This is a genomic window from Limosilactobacillus urinaemulieris (genome assembly GCF_014838745.1).
Classification (GTDB): Bacteria; Bacillota; Bacilli; order Lactobacillales; family Lactobacillaceae; genus Limosilactobacillus; species Limosilactobacillus urinaemulieris.
The window spans coordinates 1-17786 of record NZ_JABUXR010000006.1; the positions used below are offsets into that span (position 1 = coordinate 1).

16 protein-coding genes are annotated in these 17786 nt (G+C 40.4%); 9 read left to right on the top strand and 7 right to left on the bottom strand.

Features of this window, described 5'->3' with window-relative positions; all coding sequences use genetic code 11:
• Positions 1-276 precede the first annotated feature (276 nt).
• Positions 277-2112 carry a translation elongation factor 4 gene (gene lepA / locus HUK45_RS04075; protein WP_148444538.1) on the top strand — a complete coding sequence of 612 codons (1836 nt, stop codon included), beginning with the start codon at positions 277-279 and terminating at the stop codon, positions 2110-2112.
• Positions 2113-2182: 70 nt separating this feature from the next.
• Here lepA and HUK45_RS04080 read toward each other — a convergent pair whose 3' ends face one another.
• A complete protein-coding gene (locus HUK45_RS04080; RefSeq protein WP_191911206.1) occupies positions 2183-3415 on the bottom strand; it encodes an MFS transporter in 1233 nt (410 codons plus the stop codon).
• 537 nt (positions 3416-3952) lie between these two features.
• Between HUK45_RS04080 and HUK45_RS04085 the strand changes: the two genes are divergently transcribed.
• Positions 3953-4201, top strand: a complete 249-nt coding sequence (locus HUK45_RS04085; RefSeq protein ID WP_191911207.1) for a cytochrome b5 domain-containing protein — start codon at positions 3953-3955, stop codon at positions 4199-4201.
• A 90-nt stretch (positions 4202-4291) separates the two neighbouring features.
• Here the strand turns inward: HUK45_RS04085 and HUK45_RS04090 are convergent, their stop codons facing one another.
• Entirely contained in the window at positions 4292-5101 is an 810-nt protein-coding gene (locus tag HUK45_RS04090) for a Cof-type HAD-IIB family hydrolase (protein ID WP_191911208.1), read from the bottom strand.
• Between the two features lie 158 nt (positions 5102-5259).
• On the opposite strand from HUK45_RS04090, the gene HUK45_RS04095 reads away from it, so the two are divergent.
• The 7 genes from HUK45_RS04095 (at position 5260) to HUK45_RS04125 (ending at position 12573) form a co-directional block, all read left to right on the top strand.
• The gene (locus tag HUK45_RS04095; RefSeq protein ID WP_191911209.1) at positions 5260-6627 is read left to right on the top strand and encodes an RsmF rRNA methyltransferase first C-terminal domain-containing protein; all 1368 of its coding nucleotides are present in this window, start codon (positions 5260-5262) and stop codon (positions 6625-6627) included.
• A gap of 14 nt (positions 6628-6641) precedes the next feature.
• Positions 6642-7508, top strand: a complete 867-nt coding sequence (locus HUK45_RS04100) for an SPFH domain-containing protein (protein WP_191911210.1) — start codon at positions 6642-6644, stop codon at positions 7506-7508.
• A 17-nt stretch (positions 7509-7525) separates the two neighbouring features.
• Positions 7526-9295 (top strand): sensor histidine kinase, encoded by a 1770-nt coding sequence (locus HUK45_RS04105; RefSeq protein ID WP_191911211.1) that lies wholly within the window; start codon positions 7526-7528, stop codon positions 9293-9295.
• The gene (locus HUK45_RS04110) at positions 9273-9998 is read left to right on the top strand and encodes a LytR/AlgR family response regulator transcription factor (RefSeq protein ID WP_191911212.1); all 726 of its coding nucleotides are present in this window, start codon (positions 9273-9275) and stop codon (positions 9996-9998) included. The genes HUK45_RS04105 and HUK45_RS04110 overlap by 23 nt, the downstream gene beginning before the upstream one ends.
• Before the next feature lie 412 nt (positions 9999-10410).
• Positions 10411-10815, top strand: a complete 405-nt coding sequence (locus HUK45_RS04115) for a CidA/LrgA family protein (protein ID WP_191911213.1) — start codon at positions 10411-10413, stop codon at positions 10813-10815.
• 15 nt (positions 10816-10830) lie between these two features.
• Positions 10831-11571: an LrgB family protein gene (locus tag HUK45_RS04120; RefSeq protein WP_182581543.1), complete on the top strand. Its 741-nt coding sequence runs from the start codon at positions 10831-10833 to the stop codon at positions 11569-11571.
• Between the two features lie 30 nt (positions 11572-11601).
• Positions 11602-12573 carry an L-lactate dehydrogenase gene (locus tag HUK45_RS04125; protein ID WP_003716953.1) on the top strand — a complete coding sequence of 324 codons (972 nt, stop codon included), beginning with the start codon at positions 11602-11604 and terminating at the stop codon, positions 12571-12573.
• Between the two features lie 245 nt (positions 12574-12818).
• Here HUK45_RS04125 and HUK45_RS04130 read toward each other — a convergent pair whose 3' ends face one another.
• The 5 genes from HUK45_RS04130 to mvk all read right to left on the bottom strand — a co-directional run bounded on the left by HUK45_RS04130 (position 12819) and on the right by mvk (position 17730).
• The gene (locus HUK45_RS04130; RefSeq protein ID WP_191911214.1) at positions 12819-13505 is read right to left on the bottom strand and encodes a YjjG family noncanonical pyrimidine nucleotidase; all 687 of its coding nucleotides are present in this window, start codon (positions 13503-13505) and stop codon (positions 12819-12821) included.
• A gap of 16 nt (positions 13506-13521) precedes the next feature.
• Positions 13522-14559, bottom strand: coding sequence for a type 2 isopentenyl-diphosphate Delta-isomerase (fni, locus tag HUK45_RS04135; protein WP_191911215.1), 1038 nt, complete (start codon positions 14557-14559; stop codon positions 13522-13524).
• Positions 14560-14670: 111 nt separating this feature from the next.
• Positions 14671-15783 (bottom strand): phosphomevalonate kinase, encoded by a 1113-nt coding sequence (locus HUK45_RS04140; protein ID WP_191911216.1) that lies wholly within the window; start codon positions 15781-15783, stop codon positions 14671-14673.
• A gap of 25 nt (positions 15784-15808) precedes the next feature.
• A complete protein-coding gene (gene mvaD, locus HUK45_RS04145; protein ID WP_191911217.1) occupies positions 15809-16780 on the bottom strand; it encodes a diphosphomevalonate decarboxylase in 972 nt (323 codons plus the stop codon).
• Complete coding sequence (gene mvk, locus HUK45_RS04150) at positions 16780-17730, bottom strand: mevalonate kinase (RefSeq protein ID WP_191911218.1); 951 nt, start codon at positions 17728-17730, stop codon at positions 16780-16782. Before mvk ends, mvaD begins: the two co-directional genes overlap by 1 nt.
• Positions 17731-17786: the final 56 nt, after the last annotated feature.

The window sequence follows — 17786 nt, forward strand, 5'->3', positions numbered from 1 at the left end:
ATAACCTTCTTTACATGATTTTTGTGGTGAATTGATTGTACAACACGAGGACAGCAGTTGTCCTTTTTGTGTACAAAAAAACTGGCATTGATTTTTTATCAATACCAGAAAGTGTATACCCAGTAATATCCGACCTTTGAAGCGGAATTGCTGGCTTATTCTATTTTATTTAGCTTTGTTAAATGCTGGTTTGATTGGCTTTTCAAGCGCGGATGGTCTTTGGTATACTAGTATTAGTATTTACAAGTTTAGAAAGTAGTGAACTAATTCATGACAATGAATCTTGATGAAATGAAAGAACGGCAAAAGCGGATTCGTAACTTTTCAATTGTGGCCCACATTGATCACGGTAAATCGACCCTTGCCGACCGTATTTTGGAAATGACGGATTCAATTAGTAAGCGGGAAATGAAGGATCAGGTCCTTGATGATATGCCACTAGAGCGTGAACGGGGGATTACCATCAAGTTAAACGCGGTTGCCCTAACTTATCATGCTAAGGACGGCCAAGACTATATCTTTCATTTGATTGATACTCCAGGTCACGTTGATTTTTCATATGAGGTTTCTCGATCATTAGCTGCTTGTGAAGGAGCAGTGTTAGTCGTTGATGCTACTCAGGGAGTAGAAGCACAAACCTTAGCGAATGTTTATCTGGCTTTGGATAATGATTTGGAGATTTTACCGGTAATTAACAAAATTGATCTACCATCTGCGGATCCTGAAGGAACAAAGAAGCAAATCGAGGATGAAATTGGTCTTGATACAGATGATGCGCTGGATGTTAGTGCAAAGACTGGATTAGGAGTTGATCAGGTCCTAGAAGAAATTGTGAAGAAGGTTCCGGCACCAACTGGTGATCTGACGGCCCCATTAAAGGCTTTGATCTTTGACTCAAAATATGATGATTACCGTGGAGTAGTCCTTAGTGTTCGGGTATTTGAAGGAACCGTAAAAAAGGGCGATAAGATTCGGCTAATGAATAGTGGTACCGAGTATGAGGTTGCTGAAGTCGGGATTAACTCGCCTAAGCCATTAGCGCGCGATGTTCTGATGGCCGGGGATGTAGGTTATATTACCGCCGCGATTAAGGATATTAAAGATACGCGGGTCGGTGATACTGTTACGGATGCTAATAATCCAACTGCTAAACCGCTAGAAGGTTATCGGCAAATGACCCCAATGGTTTATGCTGGTCTATACCCAACTGATAATGCCAAGTTCAATGATTTGCGTGATGCTTTAGAAAAGTTGCAATTGAATGACGCAGCACTAACGTTTGAACCTGAATCATCACAAGCGTTGGGCTTTGGGTTTCGTTGTGGTTTCTTAGGTTTGTTGCACATGGATGTAATTCAAGAACGGCTTGAACGGGAATTTAACCTTGATTTAATTACCACAGCGCCATCCGTTACTTACCATGTTGACTTAGCAGATGGGACTACAAAGGAAGTTGAAAATCCTGCTGAAATGCCGGATGCATCATCGATTAAGGATATTAAGGAACCTTATGTTAAAGCTTCAATTATGGTTCCGAATGATTATGTTGGACCAGTAATGGAACTTTGTCAGCGAAAACGGGGAATTTTTGAAACGATGGAATACTTAAGTGATACGCGGGTAAACGTAATCTATCATATTCCATTGTCAGAAATTATCTTTGACTTCTTTGATAAGCTGAAGAGCTCGACTCGTGGCTATGCATCTCTTGACTATGAGATTGATGACTATAAGCCAAGCAAGTTAGTCAAGATTGATATCTTGCTAAATGGCGATAAGGTAGATGCATTAAGCTTTATTGCCCATAAAGACTTTGCTGCGGAACGGGGTCGTGACATTACTTCTAAGCTTAAGAAGATTATTCCACGGCAAAACTTTGAGATCCCAATTCAGGCAGCAATTGGTTCAAAAATCATTGCCAGGACTAATATTAAAGCTTACCGCAAAGATGTTACTGCACGAATCCATACGGGGGATCCTGATCGGCGAGCTAAGCTTCTTGAAAAGCAAAAGCGCGGAAAGAAGCGGATGAAGGCTGTTGGTAAAGTTGACATTCCTCAAGAAGCGTTTATGGCTGTCCTTAAGACTGATGAGGAAGTTGACGAGAAATAAGGTTTATTATCAATATAATAAAAGGTTCAGAGTTCGCTTGTTTGAGCTCTGAACCTTATTTCGTTTGTTGTTAATGATTATTAGCAATTTTTCGCATCCCAGGTAATGAAGACATAACAATAAAACTGAGAATATAAAGTGCTGATAAGAAACCCATTGTTACTCCTAATGAGTAGTGATCCATCAGCAATCCAATAACTACTGATGAAAATCCGCCAATTGCTCGACCAACATTCATAATGATACTGTTGGCAGTGGAACGAATGGCAGTTGGGTAAAGCTGACTGATAACTGCACCATAACCGCCGAACATTCCATTAGAGAAGAAGCCAATTAGTGCACCGACAAGGATGAGGGCAAGGGAGCTTTGGACCATGAGAATGGTAAACATTACCGTAGCGGAACCAAGAAGAAAGATGCCAAAGGCCCAGCGTGGTCCCCAATTATCCATTACTGTTCCAAAGACCAGCATTCCGATGCTCATTCCAATGATGGTCGCGATCATCCAAATTGATGACCCCGAAACGGACAGTCCTTGCTGCTTTTGGACAATGGATGGAAGCCAGTTCATTAGACCGAAGTATCCAGCGATTTGAACAATCGTCATTATCATTAAGCCAAGAGTTTGCATGGCTAATCGTGGTGTAGCAAAAAGACGACCAACAGAAATTCTTTGGTGATTAGCAATCGTCTTTTGGTGGGCAACAATAAATTCTTGGCTTTCGTGAACGTGACGTCGAATAAAGAAGGTGAGGATTACTGGAATAATACCTAAAAGGAAAAGGGCGTTCCATCCAAAATGGGGGATGATGTAGGCAGCCATTATAGCAGCAAAAATCGCACCGACTTGGCCACCAATAGCTGCAACAGAAGTCAATCGGCCGATAAGGTGAGGTTCAAAGTTCTCGGCAATTAGCGCAATCCCTACACCGTACTCACCACCAGCACCAATCCCAGCTAGAAAACGGCAAAGGTAAATAGCTGGTAATGAGTGGGCGAAGAACATTGCAGCAGTTGCCAAGGCAAAAATAAAGATCGTGTAAGTAAATGTTTTTACACGACCGATTCGATCACCGACAAGGCCGAATATCGTACCACCCGCTAACATTCCAAGGTTAGTAATAGAACCAATCCATCCGGCAGCCGTACTTGAAATATGTAGGCTAGCGATAATTGGTGCAAGGGCAAATGACAAAAACATAATATCCATATTTTCTAATGAAAACCCAGATGCAGTAGATGCTAGAACCCATTTCTGGTTTTTGGTCATTGCTTGGCCGACATGATTGCTTGTCTGTTCCATATTTAATTCCTCCAAAATGATGCTCACTGACATCGATTATTTTGCTTTGGGATTATTAAATCCCTGTTTGACAACGCATTATACACGCCTTAATTTAAAATGCAATTAAAAGTTTAGCGATTGAGCATGAAAGGTGGTGTATAATATGAAATATTGATTCAAGGGGGTTATGGAATGAAGAAAAATATTTGGCGCCAGGTTAGAGATGTTCTTTCCCTTATTATCGCTGCAATGTTACTGTATTACATCGTGACCTTTTTAGACAACCTGATCAAATAAAAATTGAGGATCGCGATAACATGACACACCGTGATCCCCAAGTAGAAGTATTTAGCGAAAATGATTGCAGAATCACCTTCTTTTATATTATAACAATATTTTTGATAGTTGTTATATAATATAGGTATTATTTACGATAAAATTAATTTTCATCTCATTTTTGTTTTATTACTAAAGTGCTGATTGAGATTGTCTTAATCGGTAAATTAAAAGTGCTATAATAAAATCAACAATGAGTATCGGGAGGAATATTTTAGTATGACTACAAGAACCTTTACTGCTGAAGAACTTGCAAAATACAATGGCCAAGATGGCAACCCAGCTTATGTCGCAATTGATGGAGTGGTTTATGACGTCAGTAATGTCCCGGCTTGGCGTAACGGTAAGCATCATGGCAATTTAGCAGGTCATGACGTTAGCGCTGCAATTCAACGCTCACTTCATATGAAGCGGGTTCTTGAGGATTTGCCAGTTATTGGTAAATTTACTGGTGATCCTGAAGTTTAATTTTCTTTAGGCAAATCATTTAAAATAGAACAACCTAAGATTGTCCTCATTTTGAGTTAATCTTAGGTTGCTTTTTTACTATAGCGGCTTTTAAGCTAATTTCAGATAATCTCTTAAGTATTCTGCGAGACCATTATGTTCGTTATCGATTGGGGTAACATCATCTGCAATGGCCTTGATTTCAGGAATTGCATTATTCATTGCAACACCACGACCGGCAGCAGCGATCATTTCTTGATCGTTCTTCTCGTCCCCAAAAGCAATAATGTGGGTACGGTCAATCCCGTACTGCTTAGCAATATAGAACATCCCTGATTCCTTATGGGTCCCACGATGAATTAGTTCAAGAATATTATATGGGCCGCCCCAGACTCGAGGTTCAACGAAGTCACCGTATTTGTCGTTGACTGCGCGGATAATCTTTTCTTTACTATCTGGCTGGTATTCGATTGTCATTGCGATCGGATTATCACTAAGATTCCTTTCACTCAGTAACTGACTAGGCTTAAGGTGGTTGGGAAGAAATTCAGGGACATCTTTAGTTGCCTGGTTCGCCCAGAAATGCTCCTTACTTTCAACGGTAATGGTATCAATTCCCAATTCTTCTCTATGTGCCAGAAGATCTAATGCCAGTTCTTTTGTTAATTCAATTTCATATTCCTTATCCCAGTTTTGGTGGGGAATATGGGTTAGAGCACCGTTGAAATTAACCATTGGCGTTTGAATCCCGATTTGATCGTAAATGTGTTGAGCAATTCGGTAAGGCCGGCCGGTAATAATACTAACAATGTGACCGTCCTTAGCAGCAGCCCGTAACGTATTAACAGTTTCAGCAGTTAATTTTGACTGATTATTGAGAGTGGTTCCATCCAGATCGATGGCAATGAGGTGTTGATCCATTAAGCGTGTCACTTTCCTTTATTACGAATAATTAACTATTATACCTGGAATTAAGAAAAAGTTAAATGAATTCCAAGAATGCTTTCGGGAAATGTTTAGGAACGGATTAAAATAAGTTATAATTTGTTTAAGATTAAAGTGATGGAGTGATTAAGAGAATGCAGCTACCAAGTGCATTTAAAACTAAGTATCAGCAATTGTTGGGGAGTGAAGCCTCAGCATTTTTAGCAGCATTGAATGAACAAAGTTTTAGCGGCTTTCGGGTTAACCCACTGAAGGATGGCTTGCCACAGGAGACAATTAGTCAAGCCAAGGGGAAAGTGCCGTACGTCCCTACCGGATATTATGGTCAAGTTAATGGGAAATCCCTGGATCATGTTACTGGTTGGGTATATAGTCAGGAACCTTCCGCAATGTATGTAGGAGAAGTGGTGAACCCACAACCAGGAGAACGGGTCCTTGACCTCTGTGCGGCGCCAGGAGGAAAATCGACCCACTTAATTTCTTTGATGAGGGATCAAGGATTATTGGTTGCTAATGAAATTTTTCGGAAGCGGGCTTTGATTTTAGCGGAGAATTTGGAACGATGGGGTACTCGGAATACAGTGGTGATGAATGAAAGTCCAGAAAAACTAGAAAAGCAGTTCCCAAAGTTCTTTGACCGAATATTAATCGATGCTCCGTGTTCTGGCGAAGGAATGTTTAGAAAAGAACCGGCTGGGATTGAATATTGGAATTCAGATTATCCAGCGGAATGTGCTAATCGTCAGCGTAAAATTATTGCTTCAGCGATTAGAATGTTAAAGCCGGGTGGTACTTTGGTTTATTCAACTTGTACGTTTGCTCCTGAAGAAGATGAACAGAATGCTAGTTGGATTCTTAAAAATTATCCTGCAATGCAAATGGAAGAGATTAAAGCATATCCGGGGATGGATCATGGTCGTCCTGAATGGGCAGATGGCAATCAGAAATTAGCAAAGACAATTCGTCTTTTCCCTCATCATATCAAAGGCGAGGGGCACTTTATTGCTAAGTTTCGTTATGGTACTCCTGTTACTGAAAAGCCTTTACGAAAGAAGCGACGGAAGAAAAAACACGCAAACTCGTATTCCTTGACTAAGGATCAGCAAGCACTGTTTAATAGTTTCCGGGACGCAGTTATTCCTAACTATCAACCCACTAGATTAGTTTTGTTTGGTGAACAGCTATATGATTTGCCAGTCGGAATTGATGAAATTGATGATCTCAATATTCTTCGGCCTGGATTGCATCTTGGGACATTTAAGAAACGACGATTTGAACCATCGTTAGCATTAGCGCTAGCGTTAAAGCCAACTGAAGTTAAAACAACGCTCGAATTGAGTGAAGAGCAGTGGCGGCAATATGTCCATGGTGATACGATCGCAATTGATAAAGAGTTAGCTAGTGGCTGGTACCTGCTGGTTTGTAATAAACATTCATGTGGGTTTGGAAAATTAGTGCAAAAAACGGTGAAAAACTTTTATCCAAAGGGGTTAAGATTTTAGAGGAGTTAAATAAAATGAAAGAAAAACAAGCATTTCATGTTAATGGTTATTTGGGTTTATTAATAGCAATTCTTGGTGGACTAGTAGGACTTTGGCTCATATATAGTGGCTTTCGATTTGGTCACTTAATAAGCATGATAGTAGGTATTGTGTTAGTGGTGCTTATTCTAGTCCTTTCGAGTAGTTTAACGATTATTCAGCCGAATGAAGCCAAGGCATTAACGTTCTTTGGTAATTACATCGGGACAATTCGGGATGCAGGACTATTCATGACCGTACCGTTTACCGATAAGGAACCCGTTTCTCTTCGGGTTCGGAACTTTAATAGTCAAATTCTTAAGGTGAATGATTCAAAAGGAAATCCGGTTGAGATTGCTGCGGTAATTGTTTTTAAAGTAGTTGATACCGCTAAGGCCCTCTTTTCGGTTGATGATTACGAACAATTTGTTCAAATTCAAAGTGAGTCAGCCATTCGTCACGTTGCCAGTGAATATCCTTACGATACATTTGAAAATGAGGATGCATTGACTCTGCGAAGTAACCCAACTGAGGTATCTAACCGGTTAGCAAGTGAGTTACAGGAACGGTTAAATGTTGCCGGAGTAAAAATTGTTGAAACTCGGTTGACCCACCTTGCTTATGCCACTGAAATTGCTAGTGCAATGCTGCAAAAGCAACAATCATCAGCAATCTTATCTGCCCGAAAGATTATTGTTGAGGGCGCTGTATCAATTACTGAGAATGCAATAGATCGCTTGGCAAAGGAAGCGGATTTAGAATTAACGGACGAACAGCGTTTACAAATTATTAATAATATTATGGTTGCGATCATTAGTGAACGAGGAACGCAACCAGTAATTAATACTGGAACGCAGCAATAAGTGGAGTTAATAAGCGCATGTTATATCTAACAATTTTAATGACCGAGCGGGTCGGCTTTGTTATTATTTGTGCTTTCCTCTTGGTTAACATTCCAGCGTTTCGTCGTTGCCTCTTTGCTCAAACACTTACGGCAAAGTTACAGTTAGTGGTAATCTTCTCACTATTTGCAATTATGGCAAATATTACGGGAATTGAAATTGACCCGGCTAATGAGCTGCATAATAAAGTTTTGCTAACGGCTGTTTCTCATGACTATTCGGTTGTTAATGCCAGAATCCTTGCCGTAACTACGGCAGGAATTATTGGTGGACCATGGGTTGGTGGTTCGGTCGGCTTGATCGCTGGACTTCACCGGGCTTTTCAAGCTGGCTTTGCTAGTGAAGCTTGGTTTTATATTCCCAGTTCAACACTGATTGGATTGTTGTCTGGTTATTTGTATAAGGATAAAAATAGTTCGTTTACGGTAATGACGCCATGGCGGAGCTTTATTGTTGGTTTATCGATGGAATCAATTCAGATGATTTTCGTCTTTCTGTTTAGTCCAACGGGATGGTTATTGGTCCGTTACATCGCGGTTCCAATGATTTTAATCAGTTCGTTAGGGACATCAATTTTCATTTCAATTATTACGATGTATCTTCGTCAGGAAGAAGAAACTCGGGCTACACAGACTCACTCGGTACTAAAGCTAACTAACCAGACGCTACCCTATTTCCGTAACGGGCTTAATGTTAAATCAGCCCAGCAAGTAGTTCGCATTATCAAAAAATACACCAACTTTGACGCAATTAGTATTACTGATCGGAACACGATCCTTGCTCATATTGGTGCAGGGAGTGATCACCATATTTCGGGAGAAACGATGGTGACAACGCTCTCTGAATCAGTAATTCAGAGTGGTCAGGTGAAAGTTGCACGGAATGCTGAGGAGATTGGCTGTTCGCATATTGATTGTCCCTTACAGGCAGCGATTGTTGTCCCGCTGCGAGTTACAGATAGGGTAGTCGGGACTTTAAAAATGTATTATACCGATAGTTGGAAGCTAACACCGGTTGAAATTCAGTTAGCAACCGGTTTGGGCGGAATCTTTGCTAACCAGATTGCCTTAGGGGATGCTGAAATGCAGGCCCGGCTAGTTCGTGATGCTGAAATTAAATCGCTACAGGCACAGGTTAACCCGCACTTTTTCTTTAACGCGATTAATACGATTAGTGCGATGATGCGTCGTGATAGTAATAAGGCGCGTCAGTTGCTCCTGCAGTTAAGTACCTATTTTCGCTCAAATTTAATTGGTGCTCGAGAGACGCAAATTACTCTAGCTCAAGAGCGGCAACAGGTTAATGCTTACCTTAGCTTGGAAATGACTCGTTTTCCAGGAAAATATGATGTCCAACTACATACGACCGTTAGTGATGATGTTTTGCTACCTCCATTTACAATTCAGGTTTTGGTTGAAAATGCATTAAAACACGCGTTTGGGGAACGGAAAATCGGTAATTACGTAACCGTTGATGTCTACCAGCAAGAGGATCGGTTAATAATTATGGTTAAAGATAATGGTCAGGGAATCTCACCAGACTTGATCAAGCGTCTCGGCCAACAGGCAGTCCCATCTGAGCATGGTTCAGGGACTGCATTGCATAATTTGAACCAGCGATTAATCGGATTGTATGATAAGAAAAGCGGCCTTCACTTTACCAGTAGTAGTCAGGGGACAACAGTTAGTATCTCCATTCCATTTACCAAAAAGGGAGGACAAGTAAATGAAAGTCTTAATTGTGGATGATGAACCATTAGCACGTGACGAGCTTAGTTATCTATTAGAACAAAATGACCTGATTGACGAAATAAATGAGGCTGATGGAATTAAATCTGCTCGAGAAGAAGTGAAAAACAATCGACCAGATTTAATCTTCTTGGATATTCAGTTGGATGATGGTAGTGGAATGGCATTTGCCAAGGGCTTGAAGAAAAAGGAAAATTGTCCTTACATTGTTTTTGCTACTGCTTATGACCAGTATGCATTAGATGCCTTTGAGGCGGACGCAATTGACTATGTGTTAAAGCCCTTTGAGGCAGAGCGAATTAATGACGCGGTTAAACGAGTTGTTAGGCTAATGGATAACCAGAATGGCAGTCATGGAGTGACCGTTCAACAGAAGAATCCACGAATTTCACTAACTAATGATGAACGAACAATTGTTATTCAGAAGCGAAATATTCTTTATATTCAAGCACAAGCAGGAAAGGCTGTTGTTCATACTGAAGATCAGGAAATCGTCAGTAAGCAAACTCTCAATAGTATCATTAATTTGTTAGACCCTAACCGGTTTATTCGTGTTCACCGGAGCTTTGTTGTTAATCTTAATAAGGTTCATGAATTACAACCAAGCTTCAATCATACTTACGAATTAACCCTTGATGATGGGAGCAAAATTCCTGTGAGCCGGTCATTTGTTGCTACTACTAAGAAGGCGTTAGGGGTATAGTTAACAAATTAAATTCCTGCGATTATGCGTTAATCATTTTGGAATATTAAAAAGATAATAAACGGGGCAGAAAAACATTTTGTTTTTCGTGCCCCGTTTCTAGTTAATCATTCGATCAGTAATGTACAAAGTAGATGAAAGATAGTAAAACTGCCGATATAACAGTAATTTAGAAAAAGATTAACAAAGAATTAATGGTTAAAGATCGGTTGAATAGTAATTAATTGTAAATAAATTAACAATCTCGAGGGCATTTCATCTATTGGTTAGGGCATTTCATCCTCAAATATGGCTATTCAAGTGTGAAATTCAACACAAATGGTAAAAAAAGTGTAAATTAAATAACTGAAGAGGCGCTGTGAAAACGGTACCGAACAAAATTTATTTTTATTTCTGTGGGAGGGAATAAGTTATGGAAAAGGGCAAACAACCTAAGGATTCCAACATTTATGTTCAAATGGGAATCTTTGCTGCTATTTTATTTGTTTCTCAATTGATCTCTGATCTTTTTCCAAAGAGCTTTGTTGTACCAACTCCTTTAATTGGTATGGTATTGCTTTACATTCTGTTGGCTACTCATATTGTTAAGCTTCACCAAGTTGCTAAGTTTGGTGACTTTATGATCGGACTAATTGCATTCCTGTTCGTTCCATCAGGTATCCAATTAGCTGCTCACCTTGACATCATGAAGAAGGAAGGACTTCAAGATGTTATCGTAATTATCATTGCTACGATTATCATTCTTGTTGTTATTGCCTACGTTGGTGCCCTTGTTATGAGCATTCACCACAAGATCACTGGTACTAAAGAAGACTAGGGAGGCACAATAATTATGGCTAATACGATTGTTACAAATCTAGCATTACCATTTACTGGTATCTTCATTTCATTGATTGTTTACCTAATTGGTATGTGGTTAACAAAGATTAGTAATGGATTCTTCCTTTTTAACCCATTACTTGTTGGAATGGTACTTGGTATCGTTGTCTTAGCAATTTGGGCTAAGGGCACTGGTTCCACTACCGCTGCTGTTTACAAGAAGTTCTACCTTCCTGGTGGTAACATGATTTTCTGGTTCTTGAACCCAGCTACTATGGCCTTCGCTATTCCAGTTTACCGTGTTAACAACATTTTCAAGAAGTACTGGTTCGATATTATCGTAATCTGCTTCGTTGGTGGATTTATTTCATTGTTCCTTATCAACCTTGTATGTAAGTTATTCGGTCTTTCTGCCGCTTCAACTGCATCAATGTTGCCACAAGCCGCAACTACTGCTGTTGCCATGCCAATTGCTGCTGGTGTTCATGGTGTTCCAGCCGTTACTGCAATGGCATGTATCCTTAACGCCGTTGTTATCTACGCTTTGGCCGAATTCCTTATTAAGGTTCTTGGTTTGAAGAAGATTTCAGCCGTTGCTACTGGTTTAGGTTTAGGTTCTGCAGGGCACACCGTTGGTTCCGTTAAGGCTCTTTCACTTGGTGAAGTTCAAGGTGCCATGGCCGGTGTTTCTGTTCTGATTATTTCATTAGCAATGGATATCTTGGTTCCAATCTACGCCCACTTATTCATGTAATTTAATTTATCATTAAGGAGAAACTGAATTATGTCAAAAAATCATCAAAAAGTTGTTCTTGTTGGTGACGGACAAGTTGGTTCAGCTTATGCTTATGCATTAGTTCAACAAGGGTTGGCTGAAGAATTAGCAATTGTTAACCTGTCAAAGGAACAAGCTGAAGGTGACGCCCTCGATTTAGAAGACGCAACTGTTTTCACTGCCCCGAAGCAAGTTTATCAAGCTGATTACGATGCTTGTGCAGATGCAGACCTAGTTGTAATTTGTGCTGGGGCTGCTCAAAAGCCAGGTGAAACTCGCCTTGACTTAGTTGGAAAGAACCTTGAAATCATGAAGCAAATTACGAAGAGTATTATGGCTACCGGTTTCGACGGGATTCTTTTACTTGCAACAAACCCAGTTGATGTCTTAACCTATGCAGTTCAGAAGATTTCAGGATTACCTGCTAGCCGGGTTATCTCATCCGGTACTTCGCTTGATTCAGCACGTTTACGTGTTGCGTTAGCAAAGAAGTTGGGTGTTAGTCCACTTGATATTAGTGCTAATGTGATGGCAGAACACGGTGATTCAGAATTTGCTGCATACTCAAGTGCAACAGTTGGTGGTAAGCCACTTCTTCAAATCTGTGAAGAACAAGGCATCAGCAATGATGAATTGCTAAAGATTGAAGATGACGTACGTCACAAGGCTTACGAAATCATCAACCGAAAAGGCTTTACTGCATATGGTGTTGCAACTTGCTTAATGAGAATTACACGGGCAATTCTCCGGGATGAAAATGCTGTATTACCAGTTGGTGCTTACATTGATGGTGAATATGGTATTAAGGATAACTATCTTGGAACCCCAGCTGTTATCAATGCATCTGGTATTTCAAAGGTTATCGAAGTTCCATTAAATGAACGTGAAAGCGAAGCAATGACTAAGTCAGCTGAAGCTTTGAAAAAAATTGCTACTGACGGGATGACTAAAGTTGGTTTAGTTAACTACCTGATTAAGTAGTAATAAAAAGGGACTGGAAAAAAACATTTGTTTTTTTCCAGTCCCTTACTATTACCAGTAATTTTTGAATTTACTAAGTCTAATCGCGGGAATCCAAATAGGCTTACTTCGTTTCGTAGCCCGAGCCTTCGAGTCTAACGTAGCGGAGCAAGCCTATTCGGCTACGAACGACTCTGATGATTTCATCATCATTCATCGTTCTAGGTTAGCCCACCAGGCTCTTAAATGGGTTAATTCCCAGCTTTTTAAAGAATTGCTTTAAGCTCGGTTAAACGGTGGATTTCAAAGGTTGGCTTTAAGCGGGTTGAATTATGCAATGAATGGGGGTTGAACCAGACTGTATCAAGATGAGCATTAATGCCGCCTTGAATATCAGAACTTAATGAATCTCCAATCATTAAAGTGTTATTACGGTGACCGTTAATGTGGTGAAGTACAAAATCAAACATTTCTTTGTTCGGCTTTTGGAGTCCAATCACTTGTGAAATAAAAATATCATCAAAATACTGGAGTAATTTAGCATCCTTCAGGCGTTGATCTTGCACTATCTTTTGCCCATTGGTAACTGCATATACGTGGTAGTTATTTTGCTTTAGGTACTCCATTACTGTTCGCGTACCGGAAACCAGTTGATGATTATTACTGAGGTATTTGAGGTAGGTTTGAATTGTCTTTCTACCAGGAACATTTAGCTGGTGGTAAGCCTTAAAATAGTCGGCAAAAAGGTGTTCCATAAGTTGATCCCAGGTGAGTTCATTCCGTTCGAACCGTTGCCACATCCCGACATTATAATTTTGAAATGTTTGTTTAACGGTTGGTGTTAATTTCAGGTTGAAATCACTAAAGAGTTGTTTTAAGGCGTGGCTTTCGGCGGCTCCGTAATCTAATAGTGTATCGTCAAGGTCAAAAAGAATGTTTTGATACGCTGTCATTCGATAATCACCATCCTTAAATTAAATCACGTTGTTGAGCATATTCGAGTTCTTCACCGTGTAAGACAAAATTAGTTGACGGTAACTCATTAAAGGACTTACAACCAAGGAGGGCGAGAAGTCGCGGAAGGGCCATTTGCCAATTAGTAATTTCTTTATCGAGTGCATCAATTCCATCATGGATGAGAATATTAAGAAAATAGCCGGCAACGCCAACAGCATTGGCACCAAGGATTCCCGCTTTAATAACGTCTAACGGGGAACAGATTCCGCCAGAAGCAATAATTTGGGTATCCTTAGTACGCGCTTCACGGGCCTCCAACATTGATTCTAATGTTGTTTGCCCCCAATAATTGAGAAAACTAAAATCTGCTGTGTGATTCCGTCGATCTTCGATTGTAGCGAAGTTAGTTCCACCGCGACCACTAATGTTAATTATGGAAACACCGATTGATTGCAGCTGGTTAATTGTTGAACTATCCATACCAAAACCAACTTCCTTAACAATAACCGGAATATTAAGGCGGTTAACCAAAGATTCAATATTAGTTAACCAGTGAAAGTTACGATCACCATCATCCATAATTAATTCTTGAGTAGTATTAACGTGGAGTTCAAGGGCATCGGCATCTAGCAGGTCAATAACCGTTTTTGCCTGTTCTAAACTGGCTTTGGCACTGAGGTTAGCAATAACAATTCCGTCCGGATTAATGTCACGGACAACCTTAAAACTCTTTTTAGCAGTTGGATCATGAAAAATAATACTTGCTGAGCCAAGTGCCATTGCAAGGTGGTGTTTTTTAGCAACCATTGCAAGTTCTTGATTAATCTTAAATGCATTTTGACTGCCACCGGTCATTGCCTCAATGAAAAAGGGAACCGCCAGCTTTAAAGTTCCACAGTTAGTAACGGGGTTCACCTGATCAAGACTAATTTCTGGAAGACTCTTGTGAATGATCTGCATACTGTTAAATGAATTGGTGTGGACCTGGTTATAAAGCTTAGTTGCTAACGAAAGGTGCTCATTTTTTCGTTGGGCATGACTTGATTCCATAGTTTTTCTCCTTAAAATAACTTTCCGAATTAATAATACTTAAAATTAACTAAAAGAGTGTGACTTTTGAATCATGATCGATCAATTATCACACTCTTTTATCATTAACTATTATTTTTTGATGAGGTGGTACTTGATCTCACCCTTAACATTTTCGATGAAGTGAACCGAAAGGGGGAGTTGCTCGATTTTATTGGCCGCCCACTTCTTCAATACTTGTTTGAAGTTACTATCACGATCGATAGCAACGATTCCACAATCACCACCACCAGCACCGGATGTCTTTGCTGCTCCGCCAAAATCTTCAGCAATTTGGCAGAGTTTATTTAGGACGGGGGTTTCGATATGAACACCGGAGTTCGTACCGAGTTGCTTTAACAATTCCCGGTTATACCGGATCTCATTTTTAATTGACTCCAAATCAGCATTATGAAAACCTTCAACCATTCGCTGAATGCAGTGCTTACTATCTTCCAAAAACTGTCGGTACTCTTTTTGTTGGCGAGCCTTGAACAGGGAAATCTTATCGACTAATTGTGAAGTCGATGCCGGCTTTCCAGTCCATCCAATAAGGAGCTGAAGGTTGTTTGGCGCCCTTAAGGATTCAATTTTGAGATCAGGCCATGGTAGATCAACGAGGGTTCTCAAGTCAAGATATTTTCGTTGCTGAGCAAGCCATTGGCGGTCAAATGAATGGTAGGCGATCCAACCACCATAAACGGAAGCGGCCACATCTCCCAGTGATCCATTTCCTTGAACTTCAAAGTGAGCAATTGCGGCTAATTTGAAGATTTCATCCTTAGTAACTGGCAGGTTATAGAAATGGCAAAGGGCTTTTACCGTGGCAACCGTAACGGCAGCGGAAGAACCAAGGCCGTATTTCTTTCCTGAGTCGCTATCCAGCTGACTATCAATATGGAGATCGAATATCCGTAATTCACGCGCGAAACTACGGGCATATTCCTCAGTTACTTTGATTGCGGACAAAATATAAGAAAACGGGTTATCACGATTATCAACAACCATTTGTTCCCCAAGACGATGCCACTGTAGAGCATTATTGTGATATTGTCGACTAATGATTTTACCAACTTCTGCAGCACTTTCTTCAATGGAACAAGTGACAAATTGATCCAATGCTACTAAAATCGCCGGATAACCATTTTCCACAACAGCGTATTCACCAGCAATATAAAGTTTGCCAGGTGCTTTTTCAGTAATCAATTTTACAAAACCTCTCAATCAAATCCTATTTATCGATAATTTTTACTCCTGGTCCAGGCTGTGAAATAATTAACCTTTGCTTACTGAAAAGGTTCCCCAAATATTGAACAATTTTTTCACGATCTTTTTGATCGTAAATCACTTTAACGTTTGGACCAGCATCCATAGTATAGTAACAACTTACCCCGTGTGAACGCAAGTCATTAACTGCCTGAATTGCGCGGATCGTATCACCATTAAAATAAGTATATCCTGGATCAGCAGAAAGAGTTAGAGCGTGCATTCGGAGAGCATTTTCTTCAGCAATGTGGCCGATCTGATCAATCTTCTTGTCAGAGATAGCCTTTTTCATTGCAACCATATCGTGAGCAACAACTTTTCGCCAGGTAGGGTAATAAGGTGAAGACTCAACACTTAACTGCATTCCCTGACGACTTGAAATTTTTTTCTTGGTCGTATTGATTAGGATCGCGATCATTTCAATTCCAAAATCGACTTTTTCCATGATCGGTTCAGCAAATGAAGATTGATCATCAGTTCCCCGGTGCCACTCAACAAGGCCGCCATAAATGGAACGTGTAGCTGAACCTGAGCCACGGCGAGCAAGGCGAGAAAGGGAGCGCCGGTCAAGATTTAGGCCGGCTGCCTTACTAGCTGCAGTCGCAAGGGCGGCAAATGCGGAAGCGGAAGACGCCAACCCTGCAGACATTGGTACGTGATTAGTGGAAATAACTTTAGCATAATTATGGTTGCCACTAATTTGCCGAATAATATCAAGAAAATTCTTAACCTTTTCGGCAGAACGACCAGTGATCGGTTGACCATCAATTTCAATGTCATCTGCTATTAGGTCGTCTCTGAATTCAACCCCTGTATCAGCATAGAATTCATTTAACGTTAGTGAAAGGCTATCCGTTTGCGGAATGATCAGCTTTTGATCTTTTTTTCCCCAGTACTTAACTAACGCAATATTAGTGTGTGCACGTGCGGTGATCATTAGTTTATTTCCTCCGTATCCCCAAGTGGTTGTAACCATACTTGCTTAGCACCATTATCTTTTAAAATCCCTGCTAGTTTTCTGGCACCAAGCGCGGTTCTGGTAATTGCAAACATGCAACCGCCACGACCGCCTCCCGTTAGTTTAGCTCCTAATGCGCCATTATGGTTAGCAGCAGCGATTAATCGATCCAAGTGTTCGTCACTAACATTTAGTGCAGCTAGGTCGCTTTGCGCGCTATTAAGTGCGATGCCAAGGCTCATTGCTTCATTATGACTTAAATAATCCTTAGCTAGATTAACCAGTTTTCCTAAATGATTAATATGGCTTAACGCTGCATTATGATTAGTTTCTAATTCATGTCTAACAGCAATGATTGCTTCCTTAGTGGCTCCCTTAACCCCTGTATCAGCAATGACCATTGTTGCCTGTAAGTTCATTTTCAACGGTACTCCAGCTTGACCCTTAACGAAGTAGAGTGGTGATGTTGAGCTGACAGTTGCCGCATCTAAACCAGAAGGACTTCGGTGGGTTACTTCTTCCTCGATATCGGCAAGCTGGAGCAATTGCTTGCGGCCAAGCTTTTCTTCGTATAAATCAAAAAAAGCGCGAACGATAGCGACCGCTGTTGCTGCAGATGATCCCATACCACGTTCTGCTGGTAACTGGCTTTTAATTGTCATTGTCCATTGATCGCTTTCACCATTAAAACGCTGCATTAATGAAGAAATTAAGCGTTGGACTCCTGCCATCTTTTCGGGAATTTGATTTAATGATCCTTCAAAATAACGGCTTTTAATTTGGTGGCCTCCCTTGTTCGTTAACTTAATTGTTACCGTTAACGTAACATCTGGAAGCGGAAGGGCAATTGCTGGTTCACCATAGACCACGCTATGTTCGCCCATTAAAATTATTTTGGCATGACTGTGACCGATTCCTTGTTCTTTCACATCAAAACCTACTTTCTTCGTAAAATACCATTATTAATAATAGCGTAAAATTATTG

Coding starts and splice junctions, on each gene's coding strand:
- HUK45_RS04085 (WP_191911207.1), top strand. CDS start 3,953: ATGACTACAAGAACCTTTACTGCTGAAGAACTTGCAAAATACAATGGC.
- HUK45_RS04100 (WP_191911210.1), top strand. CDS start 6,642: ATGAAAGAAAAACAAGCATTTCATGTTAATGGTTATTTGGGTTTATTA.
- HUK45_RS04095 (WP_191911209.1), top strand. CDS start 5,260: ATGCAGCTACCAAGTGCATTTAAAACTAAGTATCAGCAATTGTTGGGG.
- HUK45_RS04120 (WP_182581543.1), top strand. CDS start 10,831: ATGGCTAATACGATTGTTACAAATCTAGCATTACCATTTACTGGTATC.
- HUK45_RS04130 (WP_191911214.1), bottom strand. CDS start 13,505: ATGACAGCGTATCAAAACATTCTTTTTGACCTTGACGATACACTATTA.
- HUK45_RS04080 (WP_191911206.1), bottom strand. CDS start 3,415: ATGGAACAGACAAGCAATCATGTCGGCCAAGCAATGACCAAAAACCAG.
- HUK45_RS04110 (WP_191911212.1), top strand. CDS start 9,273: ATGAAAGTCTTAATTGTGGATGATGAACCATTAGCACGTGACGAGCTT.
- HUK45_RS04115 (WP_191911213.1), top strand. CDS start 10,411: ATGGAAAAGGGCAAACAACCTAAGGATTCCAACATTTATGTTCAAATG.
- HUK45_RS04105 (WP_191911211.1), top strand. CDS start 7,526: ATGTTATATCTAACAATTTTAATGACCGAGCGGGTCGGCTTTGTTATT.
- HUK45_RS04125 (WP_003716953.1), top strand. CDS start 11,602: ATGTCAAAAAATCATCAAAAAGTTGTTCTTGTTGGTGACGGACAAGTT.
- lepA (WP_148444538.1), top strand. CDS start 277: ATGAATCTTGATGAAATGAAAGAACGGCAAAAGCGGATTCGTAACTTT.
- fni (WP_191911215.1), bottom strand. CDS start 14,559: ATGGAATCAAGTCATGCCCAACGAAAAAATGAGCACCTTTCGTTAGCA.
- mvaD (WP_191911217.1), bottom strand. CDS start 16,780: ATGATCACCGCACGTGCACACACTAATATTGCGTTAGTTAAGTACTGG.
- HUK45_RS04090 (WP_191911208.1), bottom strand. CDS start 5,101: ATGGATCAACACCTCATTGCCATCGATCTGGATGGAACCACTCTCAAT.